General features: G+C 60.7%; 30 protein-coding genes and 2 pseudogenes. 13 read left to right on the top strand and 19 right to left on the bottom strand.

The window, feature by feature from the left end; genetic code table 11:
• Positions 1 to 17: 17 nt before the first annotated feature.
• Positions 18 to 767, bottom strand: coding sequence for a Crp/Fnr family transcriptional regulator (locus EOA13_RS17795; RefSeq protein ID WP_127294511.1), 750 nt, complete (start codon positions 765 to 767; stop codon positions 18 to 20).
• A gap of 571 nt (positions 768 to 1,338) precedes the next feature.
• Here EOA13_RS17795 and EOA13_RS17785 point away from each other — a divergent pair.
• The 4 genes from EOA13_RS17785 (at position 1,339) to EOA13_RS17770 (ending at position 2,759) form a co-directional block, all read left to right on the top strand.
• Positions 1,339 to 1,638 carry a PRC-barrel domain-containing protein gene (locus EOA13_RS17785; protein ID WP_013531539.1) on the top strand — a complete coding sequence of 100 codons (300 nt, stop codon included), beginning with the start codon at positions 1,339 to 1,341 and terminating at the stop codon, positions 1,636 to 1,638.
• A gap of 80 nt (positions 1,639 to 1,718) precedes the next feature.
• Positions 1,719 to 2,153 carry a GFA family protein gene (locus EOA13_RS17780; protein WP_127294509.1) on the top strand — a complete coding sequence of 145 codons (435 nt, stop codon included), beginning with the start codon at positions 1,719 to 1,721 and terminating at the stop codon, positions 2,151 to 2,153.
• Between the two features lie 80 nt (positions 2,154 to 2,233).
• Complete coding sequence (locus tag EOA13_RS17775; protein WP_023811991.1) at positions 2,234 to 2,434, top strand: KTSC domain-containing protein; 201 nt, start codon at positions 2,234 to 2,236, stop codon at positions 2,432 to 2,434.
• Positions 2,435 to 2,594: 160 nt separating this feature from the next.
• A complete protein-coding gene (locus tag EOA13_RS17770; protein WP_023811992.1) occupies positions 2,595 to 2,759 on the top strand; it encodes a hypothetical protein in 165 nt (54 codons plus the stop codon).
• A gap of 62 nt (positions 2,760 to 2,821) precedes the next feature.
• Here the strand turns inward: EOA13_RS17770 and EOA13_RS17765 are convergent, their stop codons facing one another.
• From EOA13_RS17765 to EOA13_RS17750, 4 genes are all read right to left on the bottom strand, one after another.
• Positions 2,822 to 3,034 (bottom strand): hypothetical protein, encoded by a 213-nt coding sequence (locus EOA13_RS17765; protein ID WP_164780134.1) that lies wholly within the window; start codon positions 3,032 to 3,034, stop codon positions 2,822 to 2,824.
• Positions 3,035 to 3,125: 91 nt separating this feature from the next.
• Positions 3,126 to 3,365: a hypothetical protein gene (locus tag EOA13_RS17760; protein WP_127294505.1), complete on the bottom strand. Its 240-nt coding sequence runs from the start codon at positions 3,363 to 3,365 to the stop codon at positions 3,126 to 3,128.
• A 206-nt stretch (positions 3,366 to 3,571) separates the two neighbouring features.
• Positions 3,572 to 4,750: an acetate/propionate family kinase gene (locus EOA13_RS17755; RefSeq protein WP_127294503.1), complete on the bottom strand. Its 1,179-nt coding sequence runs from the start codon at positions 4,748 to 4,750 to the stop codon at positions 3,572 to 3,574.
• On the bottom strand, positions 4,747 to 7,158 hold the full coding sequence (locus EOA13_RS17750) for a phosphoketolase family protein (protein ID WP_127294501.1): 2,412 nt from the start codon (positions 7,156 to 7,158) through the stop codon (positions 4,747 to 4,749). The genes EOA13_RS17755 and EOA13_RS17750 overlap by 4 nt, the downstream gene beginning before the upstream one ends.
• Positions 7,159 to 7,419: 261 nt before the next feature.
• On the opposite strand from EOA13_RS17750, the gene EOA13_RS17745 reads away from it, so the two are divergent.
• From EOA13_RS17745 to EOA13_RS17730, 4 genes are all read left to right on the top strand, one after another.
• Positions 7,420 to 9,411 (top strand): protein-L-isoaspartate(D-aspartate) O-methyltransferase, encoded by a 1,992-nt coding sequence (locus tag EOA13_RS17745; RefSeq protein WP_127294499.1) that lies wholly within the window; start codon positions 7,420 to 7,422, stop codon positions 9,409 to 9,411.
• A gap of 102 nt (positions 9,412 to 9,513) precedes the next feature.
• Positions 9,514 to 9,720: a hypothetical protein gene (locus EOA13_RS17740; RefSeq protein WP_127294497.1), complete on the top strand. Its 207-nt coding sequence runs from the start codon at positions 9,514 to 9,516 to the stop codon at positions 9,718 to 9,720.
• A gap of 46 nt (positions 9,721 to 9,766) precedes the next feature.
• Positions 9,767 to 10,237 (top strand): YbhB/YbcL family Raf kinase inhibitor-like protein, encoded by a 471-nt coding sequence (locus EOA13_RS17735; protein ID WP_127294495.1) that lies wholly within the window; start codon positions 9,767 to 9,769, stop codon positions 10,235 to 10,237.
• A gap of 83 nt (positions 10,238 to 10,320) precedes the next feature.
• Complete coding sequence (locus tag EOA13_RS17730) at positions 10,321 to 10,479, top strand: hypothetical protein (RefSeq protein WP_127294493.1); 159 nt, start codon at positions 10,321 to 10,323, stop codon at positions 10,477 to 10,479.
• A gap of 110 nt (positions 10,480 to 10,589) precedes the next feature.
• Here the strand turns inward: EOA13_RS17730 and EOA13_RS17725 are convergent, their stop codons facing one another.
• Entirely contained in the window at positions 10,590 to 11,018 is a 429-nt protein-coding gene (locus EOA13_RS17725; protein ID WP_127294491.1) for a hypothetical protein, read from the bottom strand.
• Between the two features lie 190 nt (positions 11,019 to 11,208).
• On the opposite strand from EOA13_RS17725, the pseudogene EOA13_RS17720 reads away from it, so the two are divergent.
• Positions 11,209 to 13,110 (top strand): annotated as a pseudogene (locus EOA13_RS17720) (DUF4396 domain-containing protein).
• Between the two features lie 54 nt (positions 13,111 to 13,164).
• Here EOA13_RS17720 and EOA13_RS17715 read toward each other — a convergent pair.
• The gene (locus EOA13_RS17715; RefSeq protein ID WP_023812002.1) at positions 13,165 to 13,323 is read right to left on the bottom strand and encodes a hypothetical protein; all 159 of its coding nucleotides are present in this window, start codon (positions 13,321 to 13,323) and stop codon (positions 13,165 to 13,167) included.
• A gap of 150 nt (positions 13,324 to 13,473) precedes the next feature.
• Positions 13,474 to 13,701: a hypothetical protein gene (locus EOA13_RS17710; protein WP_127294489.1), complete on the bottom strand. Its 228-nt coding sequence runs from the start codon at positions 13,699 to 13,701 to the stop codon at positions 13,474 to 13,476.
• A gap of 252 nt (positions 13,702 to 13,953) precedes the next feature.
• Between EOA13_RS17710 and EOA13_RS17705 the strand changes: the two genes are divergently transcribed.
• The 3 genes and pseudogenes from EOA13_RS17705 (at position 13,954) to EOA13_RS17690 (ending at position 16,186) form a co-directional block, all read left to right on the top strand.
• Positions 13,954 to 14,349, top strand: coding sequence for a hypothetical protein (locus EOA13_RS17705; RefSeq protein WP_127294487.1), 396 nt, complete (start codon positions 13,954 to 13,956; stop codon positions 14,347 to 14,349).
• A 59-nt stretch (positions 14,350 to 14,408) separates the two neighbouring features.
• Positions 14,409 to 15,598 (top strand): annotated as a pseudogene (locus EOA13_RS17700) (NADH-quinone oxidoreductase subunit D).
• 402 nt (positions 15,599 to 16,000) lie between these two features.
• Complete coding sequence (locus EOA13_RS17690) at positions 16,001 to 16,186, top strand: hypothetical protein (protein WP_023812005.1); 186 nt, start codon at positions 16,001 to 16,003, stop codon at positions 16,184 to 16,186.
• 39 nt (positions 16,187 to 16,225) lie between these two features.
• Here EOA13_RS17690 and EOA13_RS17685 read toward each other — a convergent pair whose 3' ends face one another.
• Positions 16,226 to 16,975, bottom strand: coding sequence for a metallophosphoesterase (locus EOA13_RS17685; RefSeq protein ID WP_127294483.1), 750 nt, complete (start codon positions 16,973 to 16,975; stop codon positions 16,226 to 16,228).
• Positions 16,968 to 17,777 (bottom strand): nucleotidyltransferase family protein, encoded by an 810-nt coding sequence (locus EOA13_RS17680; protein ID WP_023812007.1) that lies wholly within the window; start codon positions 17,775 to 17,777, stop codon positions 16,968 to 16,970. The genes EOA13_RS17685 and EOA13_RS17680 overlap by 8 nt, the downstream gene beginning before the upstream one ends.
• Positions 17,778 to 18,139: 362 nt before the next feature.
• On the opposite strand from EOA13_RS17680, the gene EOA13_RS17675 reads away from it, so the two are divergent.
• Positions 18,140 to 19,051: an agmatinase gene (locus EOA13_RS17675; protein ID WP_127294481.1), complete on the top strand. Its 912-nt coding sequence runs from the start codon at positions 18,140 to 18,142 to the stop codon at positions 19,049 to 19,051.
• A 2-nt stretch (positions 19,052 to 19,053) separates the two neighbouring features.
• Here the strand turns inward: EOA13_RS17675 and EOA13_RS17670 are convergent, their stop codons facing one another.
• From EOA13_RS17670 to EOA13_RS17630, 9 genes are all read right to left on the bottom strand, one after another.
• Positions 19,054 to 19,710 (bottom strand): DUF1629 domain-containing protein, encoded by a 657-nt coding sequence (locus tag EOA13_RS17670; RefSeq protein WP_127294479.1) that lies wholly within the window; start codon positions 19,708 to 19,710, stop codon positions 19,054 to 19,056.
• Between the two features lie 64 nt (positions 19,711 to 19,774).
• Entirely contained in the window at positions 19,775 to 20,437 is a 663-nt protein-coding gene (locus EOA13_RS17665) for a glutathione S-transferase family protein (RefSeq protein WP_127294477.1), read from the bottom strand.
• Positions 20,438 to 20,477: 40 nt separating this feature from the next.
• Positions 20,478 to 21,350: an aldose 1-epimerase family protein gene (locus EOA13_RS17660; protein ID WP_127294475.1), complete on the bottom strand. Its 873-nt coding sequence runs from the start codon at positions 21,348 to 21,350 to the stop codon at positions 20,478 to 20,480.
• A 175-nt stretch (positions 21,351 to 21,525) separates the two neighbouring features.
• Positions 21,526 to 22,242: a Bax inhibitor-1/YccA family protein gene (locus EOA13_RS17655; RefSeq protein ID WP_023812012.1), complete on the bottom strand. Its 717-nt coding sequence runs from the start codon at positions 22,240 to 22,242 to the stop codon at positions 21,526 to 21,528.
• 23 nt (positions 22,243 to 22,265) lie between these two features.
• A complete protein-coding gene (locus EOA13_RS17650; protein WP_127294473.1) occupies positions 22,266 to 23,057 on the bottom strand; it encodes an anti-sigma factor in 792 nt (263 codons plus the stop codon).
• Positions 23,054 to 23,569 carry a sigma-70 family RNA polymerase sigma factor gene (locus EOA13_RS17645; RefSeq protein ID WP_236383399.1) on the bottom strand — a complete coding sequence of 172 codons (516 nt, stop codon included), beginning with the start codon at positions 23,567 to 23,569 and terminating at the stop codon, positions 23,054 to 23,056. Before EOA13_RS17645 ends, EOA13_RS17650 begins: the two co-directional genes overlap by 4 nt.
• A gap of 216 nt (positions 23,570 to 23,785) precedes the next feature.
• Positions 23,786 to 24,319, bottom strand: a complete 534-nt coding sequence (locus EOA13_RS17640; RefSeq protein ID WP_127294471.1) for a response regulator transcription factor — start codon at positions 24,317 to 24,319, stop codon at positions 23,786 to 23,788.
• Positions 24,309 to 25,631, bottom strand: a complete 1,323-nt coding sequence (locus EOA13_RS17635) for an ATP-binding protein (RefSeq protein WP_127294469.1) — start codon at positions 25,629 to 25,631, stop codon at positions 24,309 to 24,311. Before EOA13_RS17635 ends, EOA13_RS17640 begins: the two co-directional genes overlap by 11 nt.
• A complete protein-coding gene (locus EOA13_RS17630; protein ID WP_164780145.1) occupies positions 25,628 to 26,923 on the bottom strand; it encodes an MFS transporter in 1,296 nt (431 codons plus the stop codon). The genes EOA13_RS17635 and EOA13_RS17630 overlap by 4 nt, the downstream gene beginning before the upstream one ends.
• Positions 26,924 to 26,957: the final 34 nt, after the last annotated feature.

Raw genomic sequence — 26,957 nt, 5'->3', positions numbered from 1 at the left:
TCTGTTGGCCCCGGCGCTCAAGCGAGAGGCCGCTGCTGCCTCGCAGGATGCTTCGAGCCCAGATCTCCGATCAGCCGGCGGTACTGGGTTTCGGGTGGACCGTAAGAATCTCGCGCCAACTTCACGAGACCGTCTCGATCGCGGATCGTGATCTCTCCGCGGCGCGCTCGGATATAACCATAACTCTCGATCATCTGAAGGCCAACGGTAACCCCCGGACGCCTGACACCAAGCATGATGGACAGAAATTCATGGGTTATCATAAGTCTGTCTCCGACAGTGCGGTCGCTGCACATCAAAAGCCATCTCGCCAGCCGGACTTCCAGGCTCTGCCGTGCGTTGATCGATGCCGTGTAGCTTGTCTGAACGTGGAAATATTGGACATAGCGCAACAGGAACGACCGCAACGTAGGGCTGTTCTCCAGGGCTTCGACGAATGGGGCAGCCTCTACCCGGAGGGCCTCGCATGTCGACTGGACGTAGCAATCAAAGTTGGCCTGGTCGTCCCCCATGATCAGGGCCGAACCGGTCATTCCTTCGAACCCGATGATTCCGACTTCCGCTTCGGTCGCCGCCGAAGTCCTGGCCACCACCGATGCCAGTCCGCTTTCCAGAAAATAGACGGCTTCGATCTTCTGCCCCGCAGTCTCCAGTGGCGCGCGCAACTCCAGAAAAACGCTCGCCAGATGTGGCCTCAGCCGCGCGAAATCGTCCGCGCTCATGCGGCGAAGCAATTCGCTCTTGGCTTGCAGGATCTGGTAATCCACGAGACTCTTTTCCCTTGGGCAAGAGCACTGGGATCTCTTAGCCGGCCGCGCCCGTCTAACGAGCGGGCGGTAACGAACCATAGACCTCGTCTCGCGCAGCACTAGACGGGCCGGCGTGTTGGTATGAAACCGACAGTTACTGCTGAAGACTCGAAGGCCTTGCTGGCTGACCATCTTTCGCCAGCAAACGAGCCTCCCGCAGGATAGAGGCGCGATCGAACCCGAGGAGCGATATGATTTCACGTATCTGCTGTTCAGTGGCGCCTGTATCCCGCGCCAGCGCGGTTATCGCGTCTAGTGGCAGACCGGGATGCTCGGGCTCCTCGCCATGCAAACGCCATGCCTCGTGATGGGCAAGAGCGATGGTCACTCCCAAGCGTCAACGCCCAACTGTGCTGCTGACGATTTCACTTTGTACGCTTCCGTACGGAGCTTTGCGAGTCAATTCGGGCCGAGGCTGATTTTGAGGGTTCTTGCGTCCTTGCGTCGTCCGCCCCTCGCCCCCGAAATTGTTCGGAACGATTGCTCGGCTGAGAGGTTCAAATATTCCACCCCACAGGAGTCTCGAACGATGGATCACACCAATCACGTACGCCTCACAAGCACCGAACTGACGCCCGACATTCTCGAAGACGCCACGATTTACGACGCGGACGACAACAAGGTCGGCAGCGTTTCGCATGTCCACGGCTCTGGAGCCGCCAGTCAGGTCGTCATCGATGTCGGCGGCTTCCTCGGCATAGGCGCCAAGCCAGTGGCCGTTCCCGCGAGCCAGTTGGAATTCATGCGCGATGAAGACGGCGACGTTCACGCGGTGACGAACTGGACCAAGGATCAGCTCAAGAGCATGCCCGAGCATCACGATGCATGATTTCAACGACTTCACCTTGAATGGGAGCGGCCGTTCGGCCGCTCTCTGAACGTCCCTTGGGCGCGACAGGAGGACAGACGATGCGGCGCGAGACCGGAGCCTGCTTCTGCGGACGGATCGCGGCAGCCATGGATGGAGAGCCTTTCTGGATATGCTACGATCACGACGACGATTGCCGCCGGGCCATCGGAAGTCCGCTGACGATCTGGGTCGGTTACCGACCGAAGCAATTTCAGCTTCTTAGGGGAACTCCGAAGGCCTTTTCCAAAACGCCAGGCGTCACTCGCACGTTCTGCCCAGACTGTGGAAGCTCGATAGGCTATAGCGACGAAGGCCTGCCGGACGAGTTCTATGTGACGATCGGCTTCCTCGACAAACCTGAAGGTTTTCGGCCGCAAGCCCATGCCTATTGGGACCTGAGGCTACCGGGCATCGAGTTTGATGACAGCCTGCCACGCATCGACCGATATTCGAGGAAGCGCGACCCGACGTTCGGCAACCCGCGCGACCGGTAGTCGCGGTGCGAGGCGCGAGGACATCGGCGGAACCTGACTATTGCTAGCGGGTTATTCGGGCAGACTCGTCGGGTGCCACTATGCCATCGACCGTGATCCAAAACACACAATACGATCCCGCTACCAAGATCCTCTCGGTCTGGTTTGTGCCGAGCGGCAGACGTTACGATTATGAGGGTGTTGCGCCGGCAACTTATGCCGCTTTCACCAAAGCCTCCTCAAAAGGCCGCTTCTTCAATGAATTCATCCGAGATCGCCATCGGTACCGCCGCGTGGCGTGACAAGTTCGGACATGAGCAGGCGATGCACGGAACCTGACCGGCATCGTCTCGTTGACGTCTCGTCGAAGCAAACCAGGCAACGACAGTTCATCTGGATATGGTCGGGCGTTGGCACCGGCAAAGATCGATCGGAACAGGGCTTCAAGGGAGTTCAAGAGCCATGACGGCCAAGAAGCAGAAGACCGAAAGCAAGGACAAGAAGGCGCTGCGCTTGGCAGAGACCACTGACGTCTCACCCAAGCAGGCCAAGGAGCTCATGCGAAAGCATGGCAAGGACAGCCCCAAGGTCGAGAAAGAAGCCAGAAACTTCAAGGCGGAAGGATAGGATCCGCATTGACGCCCGACCTGTATGACCCTGCAAGCGATCGGCCGCCAGGCAATTCGGTATTAAGGGGGTGCTCCGGCCTTTTCGGCCGCGAGCGCAAAGGGGAAGCGCAGCACCAGGTTGCGGCTCTCGTCAAAAATCTCGAAGGCCAATCCGGTACGCAGCGGCTTGCCATGCAGCAGCTCTTCGGCGAGGATTTCCTTCGCCGACGCCATCGCGTTTTCCTCGGCGCTCGCGAGATCAGGAAATTCCTGGCCCTCCGGATCCTCCTGCAAGCTTCCGCTCTCATCTCGAAGGTCGAAAAAGTATCTGGACATGCCGACTGAACTCCTGCTCATCGCGATGGTGGCCTCGGAAGCGCCAGCCTCAGATTTCAGTGCCTGATATACCCGGATTGTCGAAGAGCACGGCGAGGCCATGCTCTATGGCGCAGGCCGCAATCAGATCGTCGAAGGCCTTTCCCGAAAGCGGGCAACTTGGCATCACCTCTCGGATTGCGGTTCCGGCCTTGGCTGTAGAGATCACATCGTGGCGCCTCTTGCGTGTCTCGACATATTGCTCGACCAGGATTTTCAGGCGCCTCACCGCAACGTCGTCCGTAAACATGGGATTCCTCAGCCAATGCCTGAAGTAAGGCTGTCGGCCTGATCATCGTGCCGACGGTCTCGGGGTTAGCCGGGATTGCTCGCACAATATTTCCATGGGCAGTTGGTTCCCCCGACCGCTCGCTTGGTAATTTTCGTACAGGGAATACCCTTGCCCGCGCTTTCGTCGGACCGAACCGACAGCCGATTTTCCGAAATGGCGAGCCTTCAGGCTTGCATCACCTTGCGGCTGTGACGCGCAACGACACCTTCTTCATCGGTCGCAATCACGCGCACCTCCACCGTGCTCTCGGGCCGACTGATGATTTCGGCGTGGGTGTCGTTGGCGTGTTCTTCAAGCACCACGCCAAGCCAGGTCAATTTTTCGCATATGGCGTTGCGGATAGACGCGGACCGTTCGCCGATGCCGGCGGTGAACACGAGGCATTCAAGACCACCCATCGTGTTTGCAAGCGCCGCGGCCTCTCTCGCGGCGCGAAAGGCGAAAAGCGCCATCGCCTCATGAGCGCGAGGATCATTGCTCGCTTCCAGCGTCCTCATGTCGCCCGAAATACCGGATACGCCGAGCAGTCCCGACTTCTCGTAAAGGATTGTCTGCAGTTCCTCAGCCGCGATGCCTCTTTCCAGCAGGAAGTACAACAGCACGCCGGGATCGATGGCGCCGCACCGCGTGCCCATGACGAGGCCATCCAGCGCCGAAAACCCCATCGTCGTATCGATGCTCTTGCCCTGCTGCAAAGCGCAAAGGCTGGCACCATTGCCGAGATGGGCGACGATGGTGCGTTTCGCCGCAAGAGTTGGCGATATCCCGCTGAGCCGCCCGGCGATGTATTCATAGGAGAGACCGTGAAACCCGTAGCGGCGCAAGCCTTGCCCTTCATAGTGGCGCGGAAGGGCGAAGCGCCGCGCGAGCGGATCGATCGTCTGGTGGAAAGCGGTGTCGAAACAGCCAACCTGTGGCAAGTCCGGTTGCAAGGCAGCTATCGCGCGGACCGGCGCGAGACTGCGAGGCTGATGCAGCGGAGCAAGCGGCGTCAACCTGTCGATGGCGTCGATGATGTCTGGGGTCAGACGGACAGGTTCGATGAATTCGCTTCCGCCATGCACGACGCGATGGCCGGCGCAGAGCAGGTTTCTTTCGCCAAGTTCGCCCTGCACCCAATTCAGCATCTCGCCTATGGCCGCATCACGCGGCTTGTCGGCGGCGAGCTGCCGCTCGCACTGCACCGTTCCGTCGGCCGCTTTTGCGCGGAGTGTGGGTGTGTCGCCCAAGTCCAACGTGCCGCGTGAAACGAGCTGCAGATCCTGCGACGAGGCAATATCGTAAAGCGCGAACTTTATGCTGGACGAACCGGCATTCAGCGCCAGGATCGACCGGCGGGTCATCGGCGCGCCTTTGCCGCGCTTTTGCCGGGCCAGCTCCATTCCTGGATTTCGGGCATGTCTTCGCCGTGCTCGCGGACATAGGCCCTGTGCTTCACCAGCCGGTCGCGGAGTTCGCCCGCCAGCCCTTCGGCCCTTTCGGCCAGTCCCGGCACGCGTTCGATGGCGGCGAGCGCGAGGTGGTAGCGATCGAGTTCATTGAGCACCACCATGTCGAACGGCGTCGTCGTGGTGCCCTCCTCGCGGAAGCCATGCACATGCATGTTGTCATGGTTGGCGCGACGGTAGGTCAGGCGATGAATGAGATAGGGATAGCCGTGATAGGCGAAGATAACAGGCCGTGTTTTCGTGAACAACGCGTCGAAGTCTCCATCGGCGAGCCCGTGCGGATGCTCGGTGTTCGACTGTAGCGTCATCAGGTCGACAACATTGACGACGCGGATTTTCAGGTCGGGGAGCGCAGAGCGCAGAATGTCGGTCGCGGCCAACGTTTCCAGGGTCGGCACGTCGCCGGCGCAGGCCATGACCACGTCGGGCTCCTCGCCCTGAGCAACCGTACCGGCCCATTCCCAGATGCCCGCCCCCGCCTTGCAATGCGCTTCGGCTTCTTCAATGGACAGCCATTGCGGTGCCGGCTGCTTGCCGGCGGTAATGACATTGATGCGATTATAGGTTCTCAGGCAATGATCGGTGATCCACAGCAGGGTGTTGGCGTCCGGCGGAAAATAGAGCCTTACCGTATCGGCCTTCTTGTTGGCGACCAGATCGGCAAAGCCCGGATCCTGATGGCTGAAACCATTGTGGTCCTGCCGCCAGACATGGGAGGTCAAAAGGTAATTGAGCGAGGCGATCGGCTTGCGCCAGGCAAGCTCGCCGGAGGTCTTCAGCCATTTGGCATGCTGGTTGACCATCGAATCGACAATGTGGATGAAGGCTTCATAGCAGGAGAACAGGCCGTGCCGGCCGGTGAGCAGATAGCCTTCGAGCCACCCTTGGCAGAGATGCTCACTGAGCACTTCCATGACACGTCCGTCACGGGAAAGATGGACGTCGTAGGGTTCGATGCGTTGCATCCAGATCCGATCGGTAACTTCGAACACCTCATCGAGGCGGTTGGATGACGTCTCGTCCGGCCCCATCAGGCGAAAATTCCGCGCCTCGGCATTGAGGCGGAACACCTCGCGAAGATAGCTTCCGCAAATCCGCGTCGCTTCAGCGATGACGCCACCTGGACGCGGCACTTCCAGCGCCAGGCTTTTCCAGTCTGGAAGCACAAGATCGCGCTTCAGCAGTCCGCCATTTGCGTACGGGCTTGCGCCCATGCGCTTTGTCCCTGTTGGGGCAAGTGCCGCGAGCTCTGGCAACAGGTGTCCGCTTTCATCGAACAGCTCTTCCGGTTTGTAGCTTCGCATCCAGTTTTCGAGGATCGTGCGGTGGTCCTCATTTCCGCGTGCGTTCGACACCGGCACTTGATGCGAGCGCCAGAAACCCTCGACCTTCTCGCCATCGACCTCCTTGGGACCTGTCCACCCCTTGGGGCTGCGCAGCACGATCATCGGCCATTGCGGGCGTTGACCATGCCATCCCGGAGCCCGTGCCTGCTCCTGAATGGACCGGATGCGATCGAGCACCGTGTCGAGCGTCGCGGCCATCGACTGGTGCATGGCAAGCGGCTCGTGGCCCTCGACGAAGAACGGTTCGTAGCCATAGCCGGCGAAAAGGTCTCGCAATTCCTGATCGTCCATACGGCCGAGGATCGTTGGATTGGCGATCTTGTAGCCGTTGAGATGCAGGATCGGCAGGACGGCGCCGTCCGACATCGGGTTCAGGAACTTGTTGGAATGCCATGCCGCCGCGAGCGGACCGGTCTCGGCTTCGCCGTCACCAACGACGCAGGCAACCACCAGGTCCGGATTGTCGAAGGCCGCACCGAAGGCATGGACCAAGGCATATCCCAGTTCACCGCCCTCATGGATTGAGCCGGGCGTCTCGGGCGCGGCATGGCTTGGCACGCCGCCGGGGAAGGAAAACTGCCGGAACAGTTTCCTGAGGCCGTCTTCGCCCTGCCCGATATCGGGATAGATCTCGCTATAGGTGCCCTCGAGCCAGGTGTTGGCAACCATTGCGGGACCGCCATGGCCCGGGCCGCAGATAAACAGAACATCGAGGTCGCTTTCGCGGATAACGCGGTTCAGATGCAGGTAGAGAAAATTCAGCCCCGGCGTCGTGCCCCAATGGCCAAGAAGCCGCGGCTTGACGTGTTCGGCCTTCAACGGTTCGCGCAACAGCGGATTGTCGAGCAGGTAGATCTGGCCGACCGAGATATAATTCGCGGCGCGCCAGTAACGGTCCATGAGGTCGATCCGTTCGTGGCCGATAGCCTGCGGCGTCGCGGCTGCCTTGTCGTTCATCGACATCTCCAGCTTCGGTTCGCTGGTGATAACTGGGGCATCTTTGCGCTTGAGCAACCCCCGACTGCCGCCGTCCGGGGCGGCGTCGCGACCCGCGCAGCCAAGAGACCGGACGCTATCCCGGCGGCACACGGCTCTGTCCGCAGATAGTCGGGAACCTTGAAGTCTTCTGGCGGTTAGAAACTGGAATCGCGAAGGCAGGCTTAAGGCAGGTACCGCGAAGGATCGCCTCGAAGCGTTGCACCAAAGGGGAGCTAAAAGATGCTCGATCTTCCTCGTGCCCGTGATCGAATGGTCAAAATCCATGTCGGCCGGCGCGGCATCCATGACCGTGAGATTCTGCAGGCTATGCGCGAAGTTCCACGCGAGGCCTTCGTCGAACCCGGCTTCGAGGAATTTGCTTATGAAGACACGCCGCTGCCGATCGCCGACGGCCAGACCATATCGCAACCCTACATTGTCGCGTTCATGATCGAGATGGCGGATGTCAAACCGGGTGACCATGTGCTCGAAATTGGCACCGGCTCGGGGTACGCGGCCGCGGTGATGAGCCGGATCGTCGAACAGGTCTACACGATAGAGCGTCATCCCGGTTTGGCCGAAACCGCGAAGCGGCGGTTTGAAAAACTCGGCTACCAAAACATCGAGGTTCGGACAGGCGATGGCACCAAGGGCTGGCCGCAGGCGGCGCCGTTCGATGCCATCGTGGTGACAGCCAGCGGTCCCGGCGCACCGCTCGCCCTTCAGGAGCAACTCGATGTCGGCGGCAGGCTCGTCATTCCGGTCGGCGACGACCCGGATTTGCAACGTCTGCTCAAAGTCACCCGGACAGGCGCCGCAACCTATAGCGAGGAGGATTTCGGTGGTGTGCGCTTCGTCCCTCTGATCGGCGAGCAGGGTTGGTCGGAAAACGGCACGGTCACCGACGTCGGTCGTCCGCTTCGACATCCCCATCCGATCAGCCTGCCTGATATGATCGCGGCCGCGGCCGAACCCCTGCCCGATTTCGACGATCCGGCCTTCGGCGCATTGTTCGATCGGTTCGCCGACCGGCGCATTGTTCTGCTTGGCGAGGCAAGCCATGGCACGTCCGAATTCTACAGGGCGCGCGCGGCAATCACCCGCAGGCTCATCGAACGCCACGGCTTCACCATCGTCGCGGTCGAAGCGGACTGGCCCGACGCGGCGGCGATCGACCGCTACGTTCGCCATCGTCGGCCGCGAACCGGCACTGGTGCGCCATTCCAGCGATTTCCGACGTGGATGTGGCGCAACACCGATGTCGCGGCCTTCACCGACTGGATGCGCCGTCACAACGAGAAGCTAGAGCCTTCGGAGCAAGCAGGGTTCTACGGCCTCGACATCTACAATATGAGCGGTTCCATCGGCGCGGTCCTCGACTATCTCGACCGGGTCGATCCCCAGGCAGCCAAGATCGCGCGCGAACGCTATGGCTGCCTGACGCCCTGGCAACACGAACCGTCCACCTACGGCCGCGCGGTGCTCACCGCCGGCTATCAAAAATGCGAAAAAGCGGTGCTGGAACAATGCCGGGACTTGCTCGCCAAACAGCTCGAATATGCAAAAAGGGACGGCACCGACTTTCTCGACGCCAGTCAGAATGCCCGGCTGATCGCGTCCGCCGAACACTATTACCGGATCATGTACTATGGCGGTGCGGAGTCCTGGAACCTGCGCGACACGCACATGTTCGAAACGTTGGAACATTTGCTGCATGCCGGCGGCCCCAACGCCAAGGCCGTGGTGTGGGCGCACAATTCCCATATCGGCGATGCCCGCTTTACCGAGATGGGGGTCGTCAGGGACGAACTGAACATCGGCCAACTCTGCCGGCAGCGTTTCGGGGATGAGGCAGCGCTGATCGGTATGGGCACGCATTCCGGCACTGTAGCGGCCGCCAGCAACTGGGATGGCAAAATGGAGGTGAAGCAAATTCGCGCGTCGCACGCCGACAGTTACGAACGGCTTTGCCACGATTCCCTTGTGTCGCGGTTCCTGCTCGACCTCGGGCGCGACACAACGCTGCGTGAGCGGTTGCTGGAACGAAGGCTGGAGCGATTTATCGGCGTGATCTACCGGCCGGAAACCGAGCTGGGCAGCCACTATGCGGACGCTTCCCTGCCCCGGCAGTTCGACGCGTTCCTATGGTTCGACAAAACCGCGGCAGTGACGCCGCTTGGCTCGGAGCATGCAAGAACCGGCGTTCCCGACACTTATCCATTCGGGCTTTAGCCGGCGCGCGGCGAACCAATGAAGAAGCCGAGGCGTGGAACCCGGAACGAATTATCCGGTCTGCGATTTCAAAACTGCAATCCCCGTCGAAGGAGTTTTCTCATGACCGGAACCAAACATCCGAAATGGAAAAAACCGAGCGATGCCGACTTGGCGAACAATCCTGGTATCGGGACTTCCATGGGAACGATCAAGGAAGGCGAAGAGTTCGAGCTTGAAGGCGAGAACACGGTCGAAGGTGACGTCGAAAACGACACGACCGCCGCTGGCGGGATCGATCCAAGACAAAAGATGCGGACCAACAAATAGCTGCCCTGCGCGTCGCTGGGATCAACTTCGCCGGAAGGAGTGAACCATGCCACTTGCCCTTAGCAGTGCCGCCTTTGCCGAAGGCGGACAAATTCCCGAAAGATACACACGAGACGGCAAAAACGTATCGCCGCCGCTGAAATGGTCTGGAGTGCCAGATGAAGCAAAGAGCCTCGTTCTCGTCGTTCAGGATCCTGACGCGCCGAGCGGAACGTTTGGTCATTGGGCGGTGTTCAACATCTCCCCGGACACAAGGGAACTTCCCGAGGCCGAAAGCGGCAAGCCGGGTCCGGGCGCACTCAGGCAAGCAACGAATGATTTTGGCAACGCCTACTACGACGGCCCTGAACCACCCGTCGGACATGGCGTTCACCACTACCATTTCCGGTTGGCCGCGCTCGACACGCCGAGCCTCGCCATTCCGGCCAGCGTGGGCATCGAGCGCATCTGGCGGGAGGCGCAGAAACATTCGCTCGAGCAGGCTGAACTCATCGGAACCTACGAACGCAATCCGTAAGTTGATGACCGAGGTGGCATTGCCCTGCTGCTGCGCGGAACGGTTCTCCTCCTCGCCGGTTGTCTGGGAAAGGAGATGCCGCCATGTTTGGAGATATCATGTGGTTGATCGTCGTTGCCGGCGGCCCATTGCTGCTGATCGTGCTGATGGCCTATGCCGTTATCGCACGCCGTCGGCGTGGACCCGCCGAACGAAGGGAGAGCGACCGAGCGACCGACCGGCTATACCAGGACAAGCGTTGATCCGCATCGGCGAGACCTCCGATTGGCAAGACATCCAATCGGCAAGACATCCAATCGGCAAGACAGGGGATCGTATGCCGCACCGAAGCGACGACGATCCCCAACTACGGTCAGCGCATTATCCTTTGCCGCAACCACGCAAAGAACCTGCCGCTGATGGCTGAGCGGACCCGCGTCGCAGCCCAGCGCGCTTTCATGGTTGAGCCGACGTGGCAATCGCAGACGATGTCGTGCAATTGCCAGTCGTTCAACTCGAAAAAGCGCTTTGCCTCACCATAAGTGTCGTCTTTCAAACCCGATGCGCGCAGCACTGGATCTTCGAAGGCAACCGAAATTGCCGTACCCTCGCCCCGCATCATCGCACGTGCTTCAGGGTGCAGATGTTCAGTGCCTGCAAACGCCCCAAGGCATCGCTCGGGATTACGCTCCAGCAGTTCAGCCCAGCGCTCTACGCGCTGATTTCGTGTCATTACGGAATAGGCAGCCGACGATTCAATCTTGGCGACGGCATGCAGTTGGTCGAGTGTTTGATGTTTCATGGCCAGCTCCTGTTGAGGCAGCGAAGCGCCCACGCCTTCAAGGGAATTACCGCGCGTTAATGCTTCGACAAGAGCGCCAGGCTGGAGAATTCGACACAACCGGATTGGGCCGGCGGGATCATAAACACGCGGCTGCGTTCATCGACGGGGCTGCTTGTGACAAGCCACTGATCCGCGACGGGATGCATCCATGTTCATCCAGCCAATCGACTATTTCCTTGCCGTCTGGTTCGCTCTTGCCGCCGCCTCGACGCTGTATGTCGGCTTCGATCAATACCGCAACAATCCCGAACCGGTGGTGATGAAATGGGGCTTCATCCTGGTGACCCTCTATATGGGTCCATTGGGGCTGCTGCTTTATGTGCTTGCAGACAAGGAGCCACGGCCGGGCGAGCATGAAGACTTTACCAGGCCGCTGTGGAAACAGGGGGTCGGTTCGACCATCCACTGCGTTGCCGGCGATGCGACCGGCATCATTCTCGCCGCAGTCATCACGGCAACGCTTGGCCTGCCGATGTGGCTCGACCTCATCGTCGAATATCTGGCGGGCTTTGCCTTCGGCCTGTTCATCTTCCAATCGCTGTTCATGAAATCGATGATGGGCGGCACCTACTGGGAGAACGTGCGCAAGAGCTTCCTGCCCGAGTTCATCTCGATGAATTTCATGATGGCCGGCATGGCACCCGTCATGAGCTTTCTGATGATGGGGCGCGACATGCGCGCCATGGAGCCGACCGAGCTTTTGTTCTGGGGCGTGATGTCGATCGGCGTCATCGCCGGCTTCACGCTCGCTTATCCGGCCAATGTCTGGCTGGTCGCGCGCGGGCTGAAGCACGGGATTGATGACGCAGCGCCCGCAGGCGAACGAAACGAGCAGTGGAGAGCCGACCGCCCACCAACAGCACGCTATGCATCACCCCAACGCCGGCGACGGTCGACGAAGCCGCAACACCTCCCATAAGTCCAAACGCAGCGGCCACCAGATGGAGACGGACGCTACCACGTCGCAGATTGCGGCCCTCGGTATGGTGTCGGTGTTGGCGCTGGCGATCGGCATGGCCGCGCCGGCCAACTGGCTGAACCTGACGCTTTCGGCGCGTGACGTCGGCGGCGCGATCATGCCGCAAGGCATGATCATGGGTCGCGACACGCCGGCGGAGGCCATGCGTGACATGGCTGCAACCGATCCGCGTCGCGTCACCTCGTCCTATGCTCTTGCCGCCAAGGGCGACCAGGAACTGCCATTCCGCTTGGAGAACGGCCTCAAGGTGTTCGAGCTCAGACCATCGGTGGTCCGCTGGCAGATCCTGCCCAACGTCGCGGTCGACGCCTATGCCTACAATGGCCAGATTCCCGGCCCGCGCATCCACATTCGCCAGGGCGATAAGGTTCGCATCGGCGTCACCAACGACTGCCCGAAGAAACCACGGTGCATTGGCACGGCATGATTCTGCCGAACCAGATGGATGGGCCTGCCGAGATCACCCAGCCGCCGATCGAGCCTGGACAATCCTATTCCTATGCATTCACCGCGACCCAGCACGGGACCTATTTCTATCATCCGCATGCCAAGCCGGACCGCACCCAGGCGCTGGGGCTTTATGGGGCGCTGATCATCGATCCCGCCAATCCTGCCGACGAGGTTCCGGCTGACCACGACTATGTCATCGAACTTCAGGAATGGCTGGTGCGTGATGGGCTGACCTACCCCTCAATGCCAATGGAAGGCGGCATGCCGAACTTCTTCACCATCAACGGCAAGGCCTATCCCGCAACCGACACCATTCCTATGAAGGTGGGCGAGACGCTGAAGGTGCGTTTCATCGGCACCAACAACGGCTTCGTCCATCCAATGCATATCCATGGCGGGCCCTTCGAGGTCGTCGCCCGAGACGGTGAGACGCTTTCTCCCTCGGCACGCTTCCTGGCCGATACCATCAATGTCGGACCGGGACAGCGCTATGACGTCGTGTGGAAGGCGCTGCGTCCCGGCAAGTGGCTCATTCACTGCCACATCCCGCATCACACGACGAACAACACTGTCGAGGAGAAGGGCGGCGGCGGGTTGATGGTCGTCATCGACGTCGGCTAGATCTGCCAACCCCTGTGGATTTACCGATGGTATCCGGGCGCGCGTTGTTGCGCGCTACTTCTTGATAATGGTTCCGTTGCGCAAGTCGAATGCCTCGGTACCGCGAGCCTGGCGGTAGAAATCGTCCTGCAATTCGCCCCACTCGCCGAGAAAGGCGCCGCAATTGCTGCAATGAATTGGCGTTGATTCCTCGGCGTTGTCGGGAATGTCCATTTGGATAGTCCCACAAGCCTTGCAATCGAGTTTGTCGTCCAACCGTCGTCCCATTTCCCAATGATTGCGCATTTTCGGCCATGAGCCAATTGTCGATTTCGTACCAAATCGCTTCAACCACCGGTGAGTCCTCCAGCCATGGCTCATCGGTCAATCGCGAGAGTCAAAAAGGACGGCCAGCCCCAGTTCCCGTGCCAGCTCGATGATCGTCTCCATCAACTCATCATCTGTATCCTGCAAATAAGGCGCGTCCCTGCGAGCGGCCGCTATCGCCGCTTTGACCGAAACAATGTCGCCGTATCGCGCACTTCGAAGCTCCTCTGCCAGAAACGCCTTGGCGGTACCGACAGGTCTTATTGCCCATCTGGCGATGCTCATGCGGCTCCCTCCCATGGTCACCTCTGCTTGATTTTGATCCTGTCCAAGGTGCAGATCAATCGATGGTACGATTCCGTACGGAACCGCCCAACCGGTTGGGGAGACAGCCGTGTGACGGACGCCCTGGCCAAGGTTTTCGGCGTCTCTCTGGGGTGAGTTGGGACGAAATCGCCCGGCGGGACCAGCCCTGCGGAACCATCGCTCAGCATGGGGGTTTCTTCGAAATCTCCTCGAAGGATGCAAGGAGCGACCATGCGCATGTTGACGATAGTTGTCGCACTTTCCGGGGCGGTCATCATTCAGCCCGTCTACGCCCAAACTGTCGGACCGCAGCCTCCCCAGGTGATGCCACCGCAGGGCGAAGTGCAACCGGAGCAGGCGCTGCCAGATCCAGGCTCTGCTGATTTGAATTTCACCGGCGTTGCCATTATCGCCGTCGAGGATTTGCCTGACGAAATCAAGGCGCAGGCGGATGCCGTGATCAATCAGACCAGCGCCGAAGATTTGCTTCGCCTGCAAAACTCAGTCGATGCTTCGCCTCAGGCGACATCGGCTTTGAGGGCGAATGGGCTCAATTCCTCGCAGGTTGTCGCTGCAAACATAGATGGCGATGGCACCCTGACCCTGATCATCCAGACGACGACTTGAGGCGCCGAACCGTTCGCACCACGCCTTGAATCGACGAAACGCAGTCGCGGAGAGCAGCAATGGTCGAAGCCGCCGTTCGCAACTTCACCATCAATTTCGGGCCCCAGCATCCCTCGGCCCACGGTGTTCTTCGGTTGGTGCTGGAACTGGACGGCGAGATCGTCGAGCGTGCCGATCCGCATATTGGCTTGCTCCATCGCGGCACCGAAAAACTCATAGAGCACAAGAACTATTTGCAAGCGCTGCCCTATTTCGACCGGCTCGATTATGTCGCGCCGATGAACCAGGAGCATGCCTTCTGCCTCGCTGCCGAAAAACTGCTCGAAATCACCGTTCCAAAGCGTGGACAACTCGTCCGTGTTCTTTTTTGCGAAATCGGTCGGCTTCTGTCGCATCTCCTCAATGTCACGACGCAGGCCATGGATATCGGTGCGCTGACGCCGCCGCTTTGGGGATTTGCGGAGCGGGAAAAGCTGATGGTTTTTTACGAGCGCGCCTCCGGCGCCCGCATGCATGCGAATTATTTCAGAATCGGCGGCGTGCACCAGGATATGCCTCCGAAGCTTCTCGACGACATCTGGGCTTTCTGCGACCCGTTCCTCAAAGTCTGTGACAACCTCGACGAATTGCTCACCGGCAGCCGTATCTTCAAGCAGCGCAATGTCGATGTGGGCGTGATCGGGTTGGATGATGCCTGGGCCTGGGGATTTTCCGGCGTGATGGTGCGCGGATCGGGCGCGGCATGGGATTTGCGCAAGGCACAGCCATACGAATGTTATCCGGACATGGATTTCGACATTCCCGTCGGAAAGAACGGAGACTGCTATGACCGCTACCTGGTCCGCATGGAGGAGATGCGCCAGTCGGTGCGGATTATGAGGCAATGCCTGGAAAACTGCGGTCACCCGAAGGCCAGGGGCCAGTCGCGCTTCCAAACCAGAAGATCACGCCGCCGCGGCGCGCCACGATGAAACGCTCGATGGAGGCGACCATCCAGCATTTCAAACTTTATACCGAGGGGCATCGCGTGCCGGCCGGAGAAGTCTACGCCGCGGTTGAAGCGCCAAAGGGAGAATTCGGTGTTTATCTGGTTTCCGACGGGGGCAATGTCCCTTACCGGTGCAAGATACGCGCGCCATCCTTCGCCCATCTGCAGGCGATGGATTTCCTGTCTCGAGGGCACATGATCGCCGACGTTGCCGCGATCATCGGATCGCTCGACATCGTGTTTGGCGAGATCGATCGTTAGCCGTCCGGAGGTGTGCTTTGCCCCGTGATAAAGAAGCTCCCCTTCGTCTATGCGTGGACGGAAGGCTCTTCATTCTCGTCGGGATTGGGCAGCGGGGTCTCGTCCGGGAGCCTTTCCGGTTCGGGTTCCTCGATCGGCTCGGGCTTCCATGTTGGAGGCGGCACGGGCACATCGCGATTTGGGTCTGGCTGTCTTGGCTGTGGCATCTAACTATCTCCGTTCAGTCGGAACAACTCGTGCGCCGTGGCATGGTTCCTGGCAGAATCCAGCCATAGAGATCGTTACGCCCTCAGGGCACGCGCATGTTGGTCCGCCCAGGTGCCGGCCCAAAAGTTTGCAGATCGTTCGGAACCGGTCGGATTTTCGAGCCGTTGTCGTCGACAGGGATCAAGGAGAAGCGCGATGAAGGACAAGCAAGGAAATATCGACCATACATTGCCGCAGGTCGCCATCGACGATCAGCAGGTGCGACAACTGGCGGCCACGACGGATTTGCCCTCCAGGCAGGCTCGCGAACTGGTTCGCCGTCACGGCAACGATCCCCGCAAGCTGGAAGAGTTGGCGAAGTCGATCAACGCCACCAATTGAATCCAGGCCAATGGACATCCACGGCCCGTGCCGCTGGCGTCAGATTTCGAGCAAGGCGTAGGGGCGGCCGCTTGGCTTGGCCACATGCATGGCGACGTTGTAAACCTTGGCTCCGCCAGGCGTTTGACCTTCGTAAGAACCGCGATGTGCATGACCGTGCACGACAGCACTAACTTGGAATCGATCGATCGTCTCGGCCAGGCGTGAAGAGCCCAGAAACGGAAATATCTCCGGCGGTTCTCCCGCGACTGTGTCGGCAATCGGCGCGTAGTGGAGGATCACCAGCGTGCGCTTCGCCCGCACCTGGCGCATCGCATTTTCAAGTCGCATTGCCTCGTTCACGCTTTCAGCGACCATCGTCTTGATCGCCGGTTCACCGAATGAGCCGAGCATGCGTGATCCGAAACCGCCTATGAATCCCTTCACGCCGACAAAACCCACCTCCTCGATTTCGACTGCCTGGCCATCGAGGAGGTGAACATGCGCCTGGCGCAGGATCTTCGTGACGTCTTCCACCGCTCCAGACTCGTAGTCATGATTGCCGAGCACCGCCACGACCGGGATCGAGCAGTTGCGCAGATCCTCGGCCAGCATCTCCGCTTCACGAGGCTTGCCGAGATTGGTCAGATCTCCTGTGAGAACGAGAATGTCCGCTTCGCTAGATATTTCGCCGAAGAGGTCTCGATAAGAGGTTTGCGCATCTTCCCGCACATGGAGATCCCCGACCGCGGCAACTTTGAGCGCGCGTGCGCCGTCCTTGGGCGCGCTGCTCTCGACGGGATCAGCCATCACGGAATTCTCCCACACCACCGACGCCGGCGAAGCCCCATTCCTTGACGTCGATTTCGTAATCGGTTTGCGAAAGCAGCCGCCCACGGCAGATCTTCATCCTTGGAGACGGCAACTGCCGTTGCTTGGCGAGGCGGTCGAGCAATTCATCGAGCAGCCACGCCGGGATATGATCGCGCTCGCTCGGATAGATCCATCTGAAATTGATAAGCTGCATCAACAGAACCTCCCAGTGAACCTCCAGATAAGAAAGCAGCCGGTGCCAATCGATCTGATCGCCCGCCTTGAGAATCGTATGAGCGATATCGGCGCCATCATGTCGCCCTCTGTCCTGGATAAAGCATTTGGACCAGATGAGTTCGGTCGGGCCGATGATCCGCACCCTGCTGCCCAACAGCTCTGTTTGGCGGGCGTGTTCCAGCCATAGGTCGCCAACAGGCACCGTGCCGTTGGCCGAACCGAATATGACGTCGAAGAAATGCGTGCCCTTGAACACCTTGCCGAGCCACCGGTCGTCCTCGATTTCGACGGCATATCCAAGCTGCTTGAAATGGGCGAGGATCCGCGCGTAGTCGCCTGCCTTGCAGAAGATATCGAGGTCCTTGGTCTGGCGGGTGACACCCGTATAAGCGCTTACCGCGTAAGTCCCGGCGACCAGAAAGGGTATGTCGGTGGCGGTAAGCTCGCGGATTGCTTCCGTGTAAAATACCTCCGCCTCGGCATTTTTGAGCGTCGGCGCCGCTTTTGCATCGATCTTGGGAAGCGAGACCAGAACGTTTTCAGGCAATGGACCATTGGTCATGAAACGATGACTCCGAATCCGGCAACCGGTAGTCGCCCGCTCTGGTAACAACGTGAACCTCGCCTGGTTCCGCTACCAGGCGACCAGCCAAGGTTCATTCTCGTCACGCACTGGAAATTTCGGGATCGCGCCTGCCGATCCAAACCGCCAACGTCCTCGCCGGCAGCGCAATGTCGCCTCGAGATCGGCCCATGCCACCGCCAATGTCCCATTGGCCCAAATTCGAACAGCAGGTGGGTGATCGATCTCGATTGTTTTAGAGTTTATTGGCTTACCCAATCGGCACACAAAGCTGAAGCCGAGGCGCTTGACTTAAACGCACCCGATCGGCGTGCGCCAAGCTATCATCAGGATCATCAGGCATGACCCCCTCGCCTCCCTTTCTCGGTTTTCCCGATCGCCTGACAGATGGCCACATGCCCCGCGCGGTGATCTTCGGAGCCGGTCACGGCAGCACTTATCCCGGCAAGGACAGCCGCGGCCACGCCTTGGCGGCGGATGCCATCCGCGCTGCGAGCCAGGACGACGTCGCGTTCGTCGGGCACTGGGATTTCGATCTCGGCGGCCCGCTGTTCGACGGCAAGCCGGCCTCTTGCATCGACGCCGGCGATATCTTGACCACCATGCATGACAACGCCGGAAACCGGGGCAGGATCAAGGCAAAAACGTGCGAGATCCTGGCATTGCCGGCCGTGCCGATCCTGATCGGTGGCGACTGTTCCATGACCATTCCCTTCCTCGCCGGCTTTGCGGAGCACGGGCCGGTCTGGGTCCTGCAGATCGACGCCCATATCGACTGGCGCGACGAGGTGTATGGCGAGCGCCACGGCTATTCGAGCCCGATGCGCAGGGCGAGCGAGATGCCGCATGTCGCAGGCATGGTGCAAGTCGGCCTGCGCAGCGTCGGCAGCGCACGCATCACCGAGATCGAAGCGGCACGGCGCTATGGCAGCCGCTTCGTGACCGCCCGCGAGGTTCACGCTCAGGGCGTCGAAGCCGCGCTCCGGCATATTCCGGAAGGCGCGCGGGTTGTCGTCACCCTCGACTGCGACAGCCTCGATCCAAGCATCATGCCGGGCGTGGCGGCGCGTACACCCGGCGGCCTCACTTACTTGCAGGTGATCGACCTGATCGCCGGCCTCGGCAGACGGGCCCGGATCGCAGGGTTCGACCTTGTCGAGTTCTATCCTCCGGCCGATATCGACGGCCTGTCAGCGCTGACCGCCGCGCGCCTTCTCGTCAATGTGGTCGGCACCGTCGTCCGGCAGGTTTGATATCAAAACCCCGCTTTTCGCCGCAGACCGGCCCAAAAGCGCGTGAGCGAGCTTGCGGTTGAAATGCCCTTTTCCACACCTGGGTACTCGATCCTGCCTTGTCCGACCGGCTCGTCGCTCCAGACCAAGTTGAAAGCAATGCCCTTGAGCCCAAGCTCCCCGATCCGGCGTACGATCGTCTCCTGCAGATAGATATCGGATATTCGCACCCCATCGGCACGCTCGGGCAGCTTGAATATCTCGGCACCGCCGATTGCGTCCGCTCGAAGGACGAGGCTTTCGATCACCATTATGCCGCCATCGTCAAAGCGAACGATCTTTGAACGTTCCTCGTCCAGCGCATCGATCACGGTGGTGACATTGAAGAGCGATATTGGCTCGTCAGCACGAAGCGGCAGGAATTGACCGTACGGTTCGAGGGTTGGCCGAAGCAACTTCAACGCTCTCGCCCGCAGGATCAGCACATGCTCGCCAAGCCATGGAAAATCTGAATACTGCCGGAGCGTACCGTCGTCGTGGTCGCGCAGGATCTCCATCCCGGGCGGATGCCATTGTGTCTGCTTCCGGCCGCAGAGCGTCGAAAACAGCTGGTAGTCGTCCGCCTGTCGAGGAAGGACCCATTCCTGTCCTTCGACCACACTCAGGACATAGATATTCATCCGATCCCCCGCACATCATTGCCTTGGTAGACTCGGCCTGCTGCGCGGCTCTTCGCGCGCATTCTCACCGCTGGTCCGCGACAGCCGTTTGCGGCACCGGCGGCAATTCGGGTGCATCCATCCCCTTGAAAGGGTCACGCCAGGCGTCGATGTCTTCAAGCCGCCGGTACCAGCGGCTGACAGAGGAATATTCGTCGAGCGGCAATCTGGCGGCATCGTTGAACGGCAGGAAGGTCGCCATTCGAAAATCGGTATAGGAGATCGAATTCCCGACCAGCCACTGCCGCTCGGCAAGCACGGCGTCGAGTATTGCCGCGGCCGTATGGAATTGGTTCAGGCCCTCCTCCACCCGCTTCTGATCGATCGGGCCGATGCCGTACCGCTGTTTGGTCCCACGTTCGAAATGCACCGTGTCGCACGCGAGTGCGAAGTGCTCCTTGCCCCAGCTCAGCCAGCGGATCATCTCGGGTTCGTCATCGCCGGTGCGCCAGAAATCCGAATGCGCGTCGCGCGAGAGCCTGCAGGCTATGGCGTCTGCCTCCCAGAGGCTCTTTCCCTCATCATCCACAAGGATGGGCAGTGAGAGATTGGGATTTAACGGCCGATATTTCTCCGCCTGCCCCGGAGCGAAGGGCGAGGCGAATTCAAATTCGACTTTCGCGTCGAGATGGAGTGCCGCCGCGACCGCCAATCGAGGATTGGGATTGCGGCTGAAATACAGCTTCATAGGGCACTCCCGGCGTGGCTGGATCTGCCGATCAGGAACGTCATAGCAGCCGTATCTGATAGCTCATCACGCGCTTTGCCCCCGGCGCGACCAGCATCAGGCCTGGTTTGTCGACAAAATCACCATCGAAATCCACCGGGCTTGCAAGGCCGTGCCAAGGTTCGATGCAAAGGAATGGCGCGCCGCCCGGCTTTGACCAGACGCCCAACTCCCGAACCCCTTGCCAGGACATCTCCAGAGCCGGGCCACGCTCAGCGGCATAACGCACGCTGGAGCTGGCGATCTGGTCCATGATCACCGCGTCCTCGTCGAACAACCGCTCAGAGAGCGGGAGTATGTTGCCTTCGACAGGCGTCGGCTGTGGCGTTTTCAGCAGCAGTCCGTCCTTAAGGCGGCGGATCGGCGCCGGCTCATCATCGGCAAAGATCAGCCGGTAATCCGTCTTGGCCAAATCCGGCTGCAAGGGCCAATTGAATGCCGGGTGCGCCCCGATCGATGCCGGCAGGAGCTCATCACCGGTGTTGGTGATGTCGAAAGTCACATCAAGCTGCTGGCGGACCAGCGTATAGGTCACTTCAAGCCGAAAGGCGAATGGATAGCGCGCCCAGGTGTCGGCGTCGTCAGTGAGCACCAGCGTGCAGGATCGCGCCCCCTTCTGCGTCCAGGCAAACGGCTTGTCGCGCCCAAACCCGTGCTGCGTCATTGGATAGGTCCGGCCGCGATGGCGCAGATGATCGCCCGCCAGCCGCCCCACGATCGGGAACAGCACCGGCGAGTGCCGCCGCCATTCTGGCCCCGCCTGCCACAGGAATTCAAATCCGTGCGCGTCTTGCAGCGAAATCAGTTCGGCACCTTGCGCGACGATGGTCGCCGAGATGCCGTCGCCATGAAGCGTTTGGCTGTCCTGTGCCACATTTCCTCGCGGGTCGTTGTTGAAGGCCGGCGCGGTGGGCAGACTAGCAAAAGCTCTTGGGGACTCAAGGTGTAGCCTGGTTCTGCAGGAACGAATTGTGGCCGGAGGATCTCCCTCCGGCCACCTCTCCGCATCAAGAGCAATAACCCTCGCTCTTGCCCACAGCGGATAGTCGTTATTCGCGTTCGCCGGTAAAATTCAGCAGCAGCTGGAAGATGTTGATGAAGTTCAGATAGAGCGAGAAGGCGCCGAAGACGGCAAGCTTCTGGCGCGATTCCGCGTCGAAATTCTCGGCATACTGTTCTTTGATCGTCTGCGTATCCCAGGCGGTCAGGCCGATGAACACGGCGATGCCGATCACCGAGATGGCGAACTGCAGCGCGGTCGAGCCGAGGAAGATGTTGACGATGCTGGCGATCACCACGCCGATCAGGCCCATGATCAGGAACGACGAGAACTGGGTCAGGTCGCGCTTTGTCGTGTAGCCGTAGAGACTGGTGGCGCCGAACATGGTGGCGGCGATGAAGAAGGTGCGCGCGATGCTGGTTCCGGTGAAGACCAGGAACACGGAGGCGAGCGACAGGCCCATGACCGCGCAGAAGGCCCAGAACATCGCCTGGGCACTCGCCGCGGACATGGTCTGCATCTTGAATGAGAACAGCATGACGAAGGCGAGCGGCGCCAGCATCACCACCCATTTCAGCGGGCTGGAGAAGATCGGCACGTAGAGCGCCGGCGTCGATGAGATCATGAAGGCGACGAGGCCGGTGACCACAAGGCCGACGCCCATGTAGTTGTAGACGCGCAGCATATGCTGGCGCAGGCCCTCGTCGAAGATGGCTCCGGTTTGGGCGCCGGCGCCGACGCGATATCCCAGATTGGGGGTGTTCATTTGCGTTCTCCTTTGTGGATCGATCAGTAAAGCGTCTTGGCAAGCGTCTCGGCGGCGCGGTCGAGGTCGTGGACCTCGCTTCGTCCGACCACCGCATAGGCGACATCGCCGATCTGGAAATAGGCCGACGAAATGTCGCCCGAGGGCGCTATCGTCGGCTTGACGACGTCGAAGGTTCCGGGCCGGATCGCAAACAGCGACACCAGCCCCATGTCTTTCGTCTCGACCGCCATCTCGACGCTCGGCCCAAAGCGCGACGGATAGATCTGCACGTCGCGCACCCTCCAATCCGTCGGCAGCGACGGCATGACGATGGCAGTGGCGGCGCGGATTTCGCCGGCGTTGTAATTGGGCGCTTCCGGCTGCGACGGCATGCTCTCGCGCACCAGCGTCGTCCTGTGGGCCTGCACCGCCTCGTCGACATAGGCGGGCGGCTGCGGCGAGGCGACGACCTTGGTCACCGACATCGGCCCGATGATGCCGTTTGCCAGCCAGCCGGCGGCGACGAAGCCGGCGACCGCCGCCGCGCGCTGCAACACGCCGAAGAGCCGGCCGCGGGCAAGCCCCCTCTCCAGCCGCCGCGCGGCATCGGCGGTCGCGGGGCGCGCCATGCCCTTGGAGCCGGCCAAACCTGCGGAACCGGCGAGCGCCACGCGCAGTTCATCGCGGGTCCTGAGATCCGACATCACGCGCGCCGCCGCCTCCGGGCGAGCGGACAAGAATGCTTCGACCTCGATGCGGCGGGTGACGTCGACCTGATCGTCGACATAGGCGTCGAGGTCGATATCGGTCACGGGATCGACAGTTGCGGTCATGACGGGCCTCCAACGATCCTGAGATGGTTTTTTGCCTTCGCCGGCTCCTCCATCTCGCGCAGTGCGGCGCGCGCCCTGCCGATGCGTGACATCAGCGTGCCGAGCGGCACGCCGCTGGCATCGGCGGCCTGTTGATAGGAGAGGCCTTCGATGGCGACGAGGTGCAGCGCTGAACGCTGTTCTTCCGGCAGGCTGAAAAAAGCCTCGCGCACCTGCGCCAGGCGCACCGAATGTTCCTGTGGTGCCGGCGTGCTGCCGTCAGCCAAGTATCCAGCCTGTTCGACGCGCGACGCTTCGGACTTGCGGGACCGCATCTTGTCGATGAAGGTGTTGTGGACGATCGACAGCAGCCACGCGCGCAGGTTTCCGCCGGAGCGGAACGTGCTGCGCCGCTCATAGGCACGCACCAGCGCGTCATGGACAAGATCCTCGGCGTCGGTGCTGTCCCGCGTCAGCGAGCGCGCATAGCGGCGCAGCGAACCGAGTTGTCCTATGATGTCAAAGCGTGGCATCGACGGTTTCATGTCCTGTTTACGGAGCATGTGGGGATTTTAATCCCTGCCCTGCCAATTTTTTCCCTTTGAGGACATCGTTCGCCTCCACCCTCGCCTCGCAGCATCGCTCCCGGCATCGTTGTGCGGGTGATTTCCATCGGCGCATCGACGGCAGCGGTTGGGTCGGCATGGCGGCAACGGGCCAATGTGCGACTGGAATGCAGTAGATCGTGCCTACTTCACACGCCTCTTCTCCAGCTTCCTCGCCAGCGTCCGGCGGTGCATGCCCAGCCGTCGTGCTGTCTCGGAAATGTTGAAATCGGCCTCCACCAGCATTTCGTGGATGCGCTCCCATTCGAGGTTCTTTATCGAGGTTGGTCGCTCGGCGAGCGGCACCGAAGCATTGCCCTCGACCTGGCCGAAAGCCGCTTCAATGTCGTCGGTGTTGGCGGGTTTGGCAAGATACTGGCAGGCGCCGAGCTTGATCGCCTCGACAGCGGTGGCGATGCTTGCAAAGCCGGTCAACACGACGATCCGCATTTCAGGATCGTGCTCGTGCAGCGCCCTGACGCATTCCAGGCCCGAGCCGCTGGCAAGCTTGAGATCGACCACGGCATATTGGAAGGCAACGGTGCCGATCAGCGCATGCACGTCGTCGACGCTCCGGCAGCTATGCGTTTCGTAGTCACGCCGTTCGAAAGACCGGCGCAGTGCGTTGGCAAAGGCGATGTCGTCCTCGACGATCAACAGCGTGCGTTTAGTCGGCATTGTGCCCTCGCGGAGACAGAGCAGCCAGCGGCAGATGCAACGTAACCGAAGCTCCCCCCTCGGTTCTATTTCTTACGGTGACGGTACCCCCCAGCTTGCGGATGACATTGACGACCAGAAACAGGCCGAGCCCGCTACCTGGCCGGTTTTTGGTCGACGTATAGGGCTTGCCGAATTCAGCAAGCATGGCTTCTTCAAATCCCGGTCCCGCGTCGACAACTTCGACGATAAGATCGTCCGCGTGGCGGCTGACGATCAACCCGACCCAGAGAGGCGACGCTTCAAGTGCGTTGTCCAGTACATTGAACATCACCTGTTTGAGCGCGGGATCGGAAACGATCTCCTGGTTGGCGCCGAAACGCTTGGTGTATTCGAAGCCTTGCGGCAGCCGTGTCGATTTCCATTCGGCCACCAGCTCCGCCAGGAAGGCGTCGACGGAGGTGCGAACCGTCCCTTCGCCGCGCAATTCGCCTGACGACATCAGGATTCCCGAAACGATCTTCTTGCAACGGTCCAACTGGCCCTGCATCTCCCGGATTTCCTGCGCCAGATCCGGATCGGCCTCGAGAGCCGGCATGCGCTGCCAGTCGTTGAGGATGACGGAAAGCGTGGCCAGTGGCGTGCCGAGCTCATGCGCGGCGCCGGAGGCGAGCAGGCCCATCCTGACGATGTGAGCCTCCTCCGCCGACTGCTGGCGCAAATCCGCAAGATGGGCGTCGCGGGTGCGGATGTTGTTCTGGACCCTGGTGATGAACAGCACCAGAAGCGTTGCCGCCAGGACGAAACAGATGAACATGCCCTGGATGTGCAAGCTGAACAGCCCGGCACCGTGTGCGGCGGGCAGGCTGATCTCACGGTAGAAAGTGGTCAGCGCGATGAAGCACGTGCTTGCAATGAGGACAAGGGCCCAGACCGACCATGTCTCCAGCAGCACCGCGCCCAGGATGACCTGGAGCAGGTAAAGCGAAATGAAGGGGTTGGACGCGCCGCCACTCAGGTAAAGCTGGACCGTCAACGCGGTGACGTCGAGCAGCAGCCCAAGAAACAGCTCGGTGTTGGTGATCGCGTCCTGGCTGCTGTGCCGGCGCAGGCTGGCGACATTGAGAGCGATCAGCAGCAGGATCACCACCGCCATCGGGACCAGTGGCAATCCGATGCCGAGCACGTAGCGGACGAACAGGATCGTCACGATCTGACCACCGACCGCGATCCAGCGCAGTTGAATCAGAAGCAGAAAATTCTGTTTGTTGGTCTTGTCGTGCAGAGTCATTGGGCCGGGAGGTCCCCAGCCCTGGCCAAGCAGGTCACTCAAGCGGGCGTCCGATCCAGGCGCTGGTTAAGCCTCAGCGCAAGCAGCGTGCATAGCGCTCCCGACAACAGATAGGCGCCTGATGAGATCAGCCCGAAATGGGCGGACAGGAACAGGGCGACTATGGGGGCGAAGCCCGCCCCGAACAGCCAGGCGAGGTCCGAGGTAAGCGCAGCACCTGTATAGCGGTAGGTCTTTGAAAAGTTCGAGGCGAGTGCTCCTGAAGACTGGCCGAACGACAGGCCGAGCAGGACGAAGCCCAACACCATGAAGACGGACTCTCCGACGAAGCCGCCATCGAGCAGCTGTGGCGCGAAACCGCTGAAAACGGCGATGGCCACCGCCGACCCTCCGAGCAAGGGCCAACGCCCAACCCGGTCGGCGACGAAGCCCGAGATCGCGATTGCCGCCAGGCCGAAGAAGGCTCCGATCGTCTCGATGACCAGGAACCGCGCCGGTCCCTCGCGGGTGAACAGGAAAATCCAGGACAGAGGAAACACCGTCACCATGTGGAACAGGGCGAAGCTCGCCAGCGGCGCGAAGGCGCCGAGCACGACAGTGCGCCCTTCGGCGCGCAACGTCTCGCGGACGGAAGTCGGCTCCAGTTCCTGGCCTTCGAACAGTTTGGTGTATTCCGGCGTCACCACGATGCGCAGCCGTGCGAACAGGGCGACGACATTGATAGCGAAGGCGACGAAGAACGGGTAGCGCCAACCCCAGCTGAAGAAGTCTTCGGCCGACAGGTTGCCGACGAAATATGCAAACAGGGCGCTGGCAACGATGAGCCCGAGTGGTGCGCCCAGCTGCGGGATCATCGCATACCAGCCGCGGCGCTTTTCGGGCGCATTCAACGCCAGCAGCGAGGCAAGTCCATCCCATGTCCCGCCCAGCGCCAGTCCCTGACCGATCCGGAACATGGCCAGCAGCCAGGCCGAAGCCGGGCCGATCTGGTCGTAACCGGGCACGAAGGCGATCGACACGGTCGAGGTCCCCAGCAGGAACAGCGCGATGGTGAGCTTGGCGCTGCGGCCGTAGGCGCGGTCGAGCGCGGTGAAGATCGCCGTCCCGATCGGCCGCGCGATGAAGGCAAGCGCGAAGATGGCGAAGGAGTAGAGCGTGCCGGTCAACGGGTCGGCATAAGGAAATACGAGCTTCGGAAAAACGATGACGGAAGCGATCGCGTAGACGAAGAAGTCGAAGAATTCCGACGTCCTGCCGATGATGACGCCAACGGCAATTTCGCCGGGCTTCACCTCATGATGCCGCGCGTTGATCCGTCTTGCGTCGGCTTCCATCTTCGAAGTTGGGCTCACAGCATTCTCCGTCGCC

The sequence above is a fragment of the Mesorhizobium sp. M7A.F.Ca.US.011.01.1.1 genome (genome assembly GCF_003998295.1).
In the GTDB taxonomy this organism is placed as follows: Bacteria; Pseudomonadota; Alphaproteobacteria; order Rhizobiales; family Rhizobiaceae; genus Mesorhizobium.
Note: the sequence above shows the minus strand (reverse complement) of the source record. Positions and strands in the feature narration are given on the sequence as shown.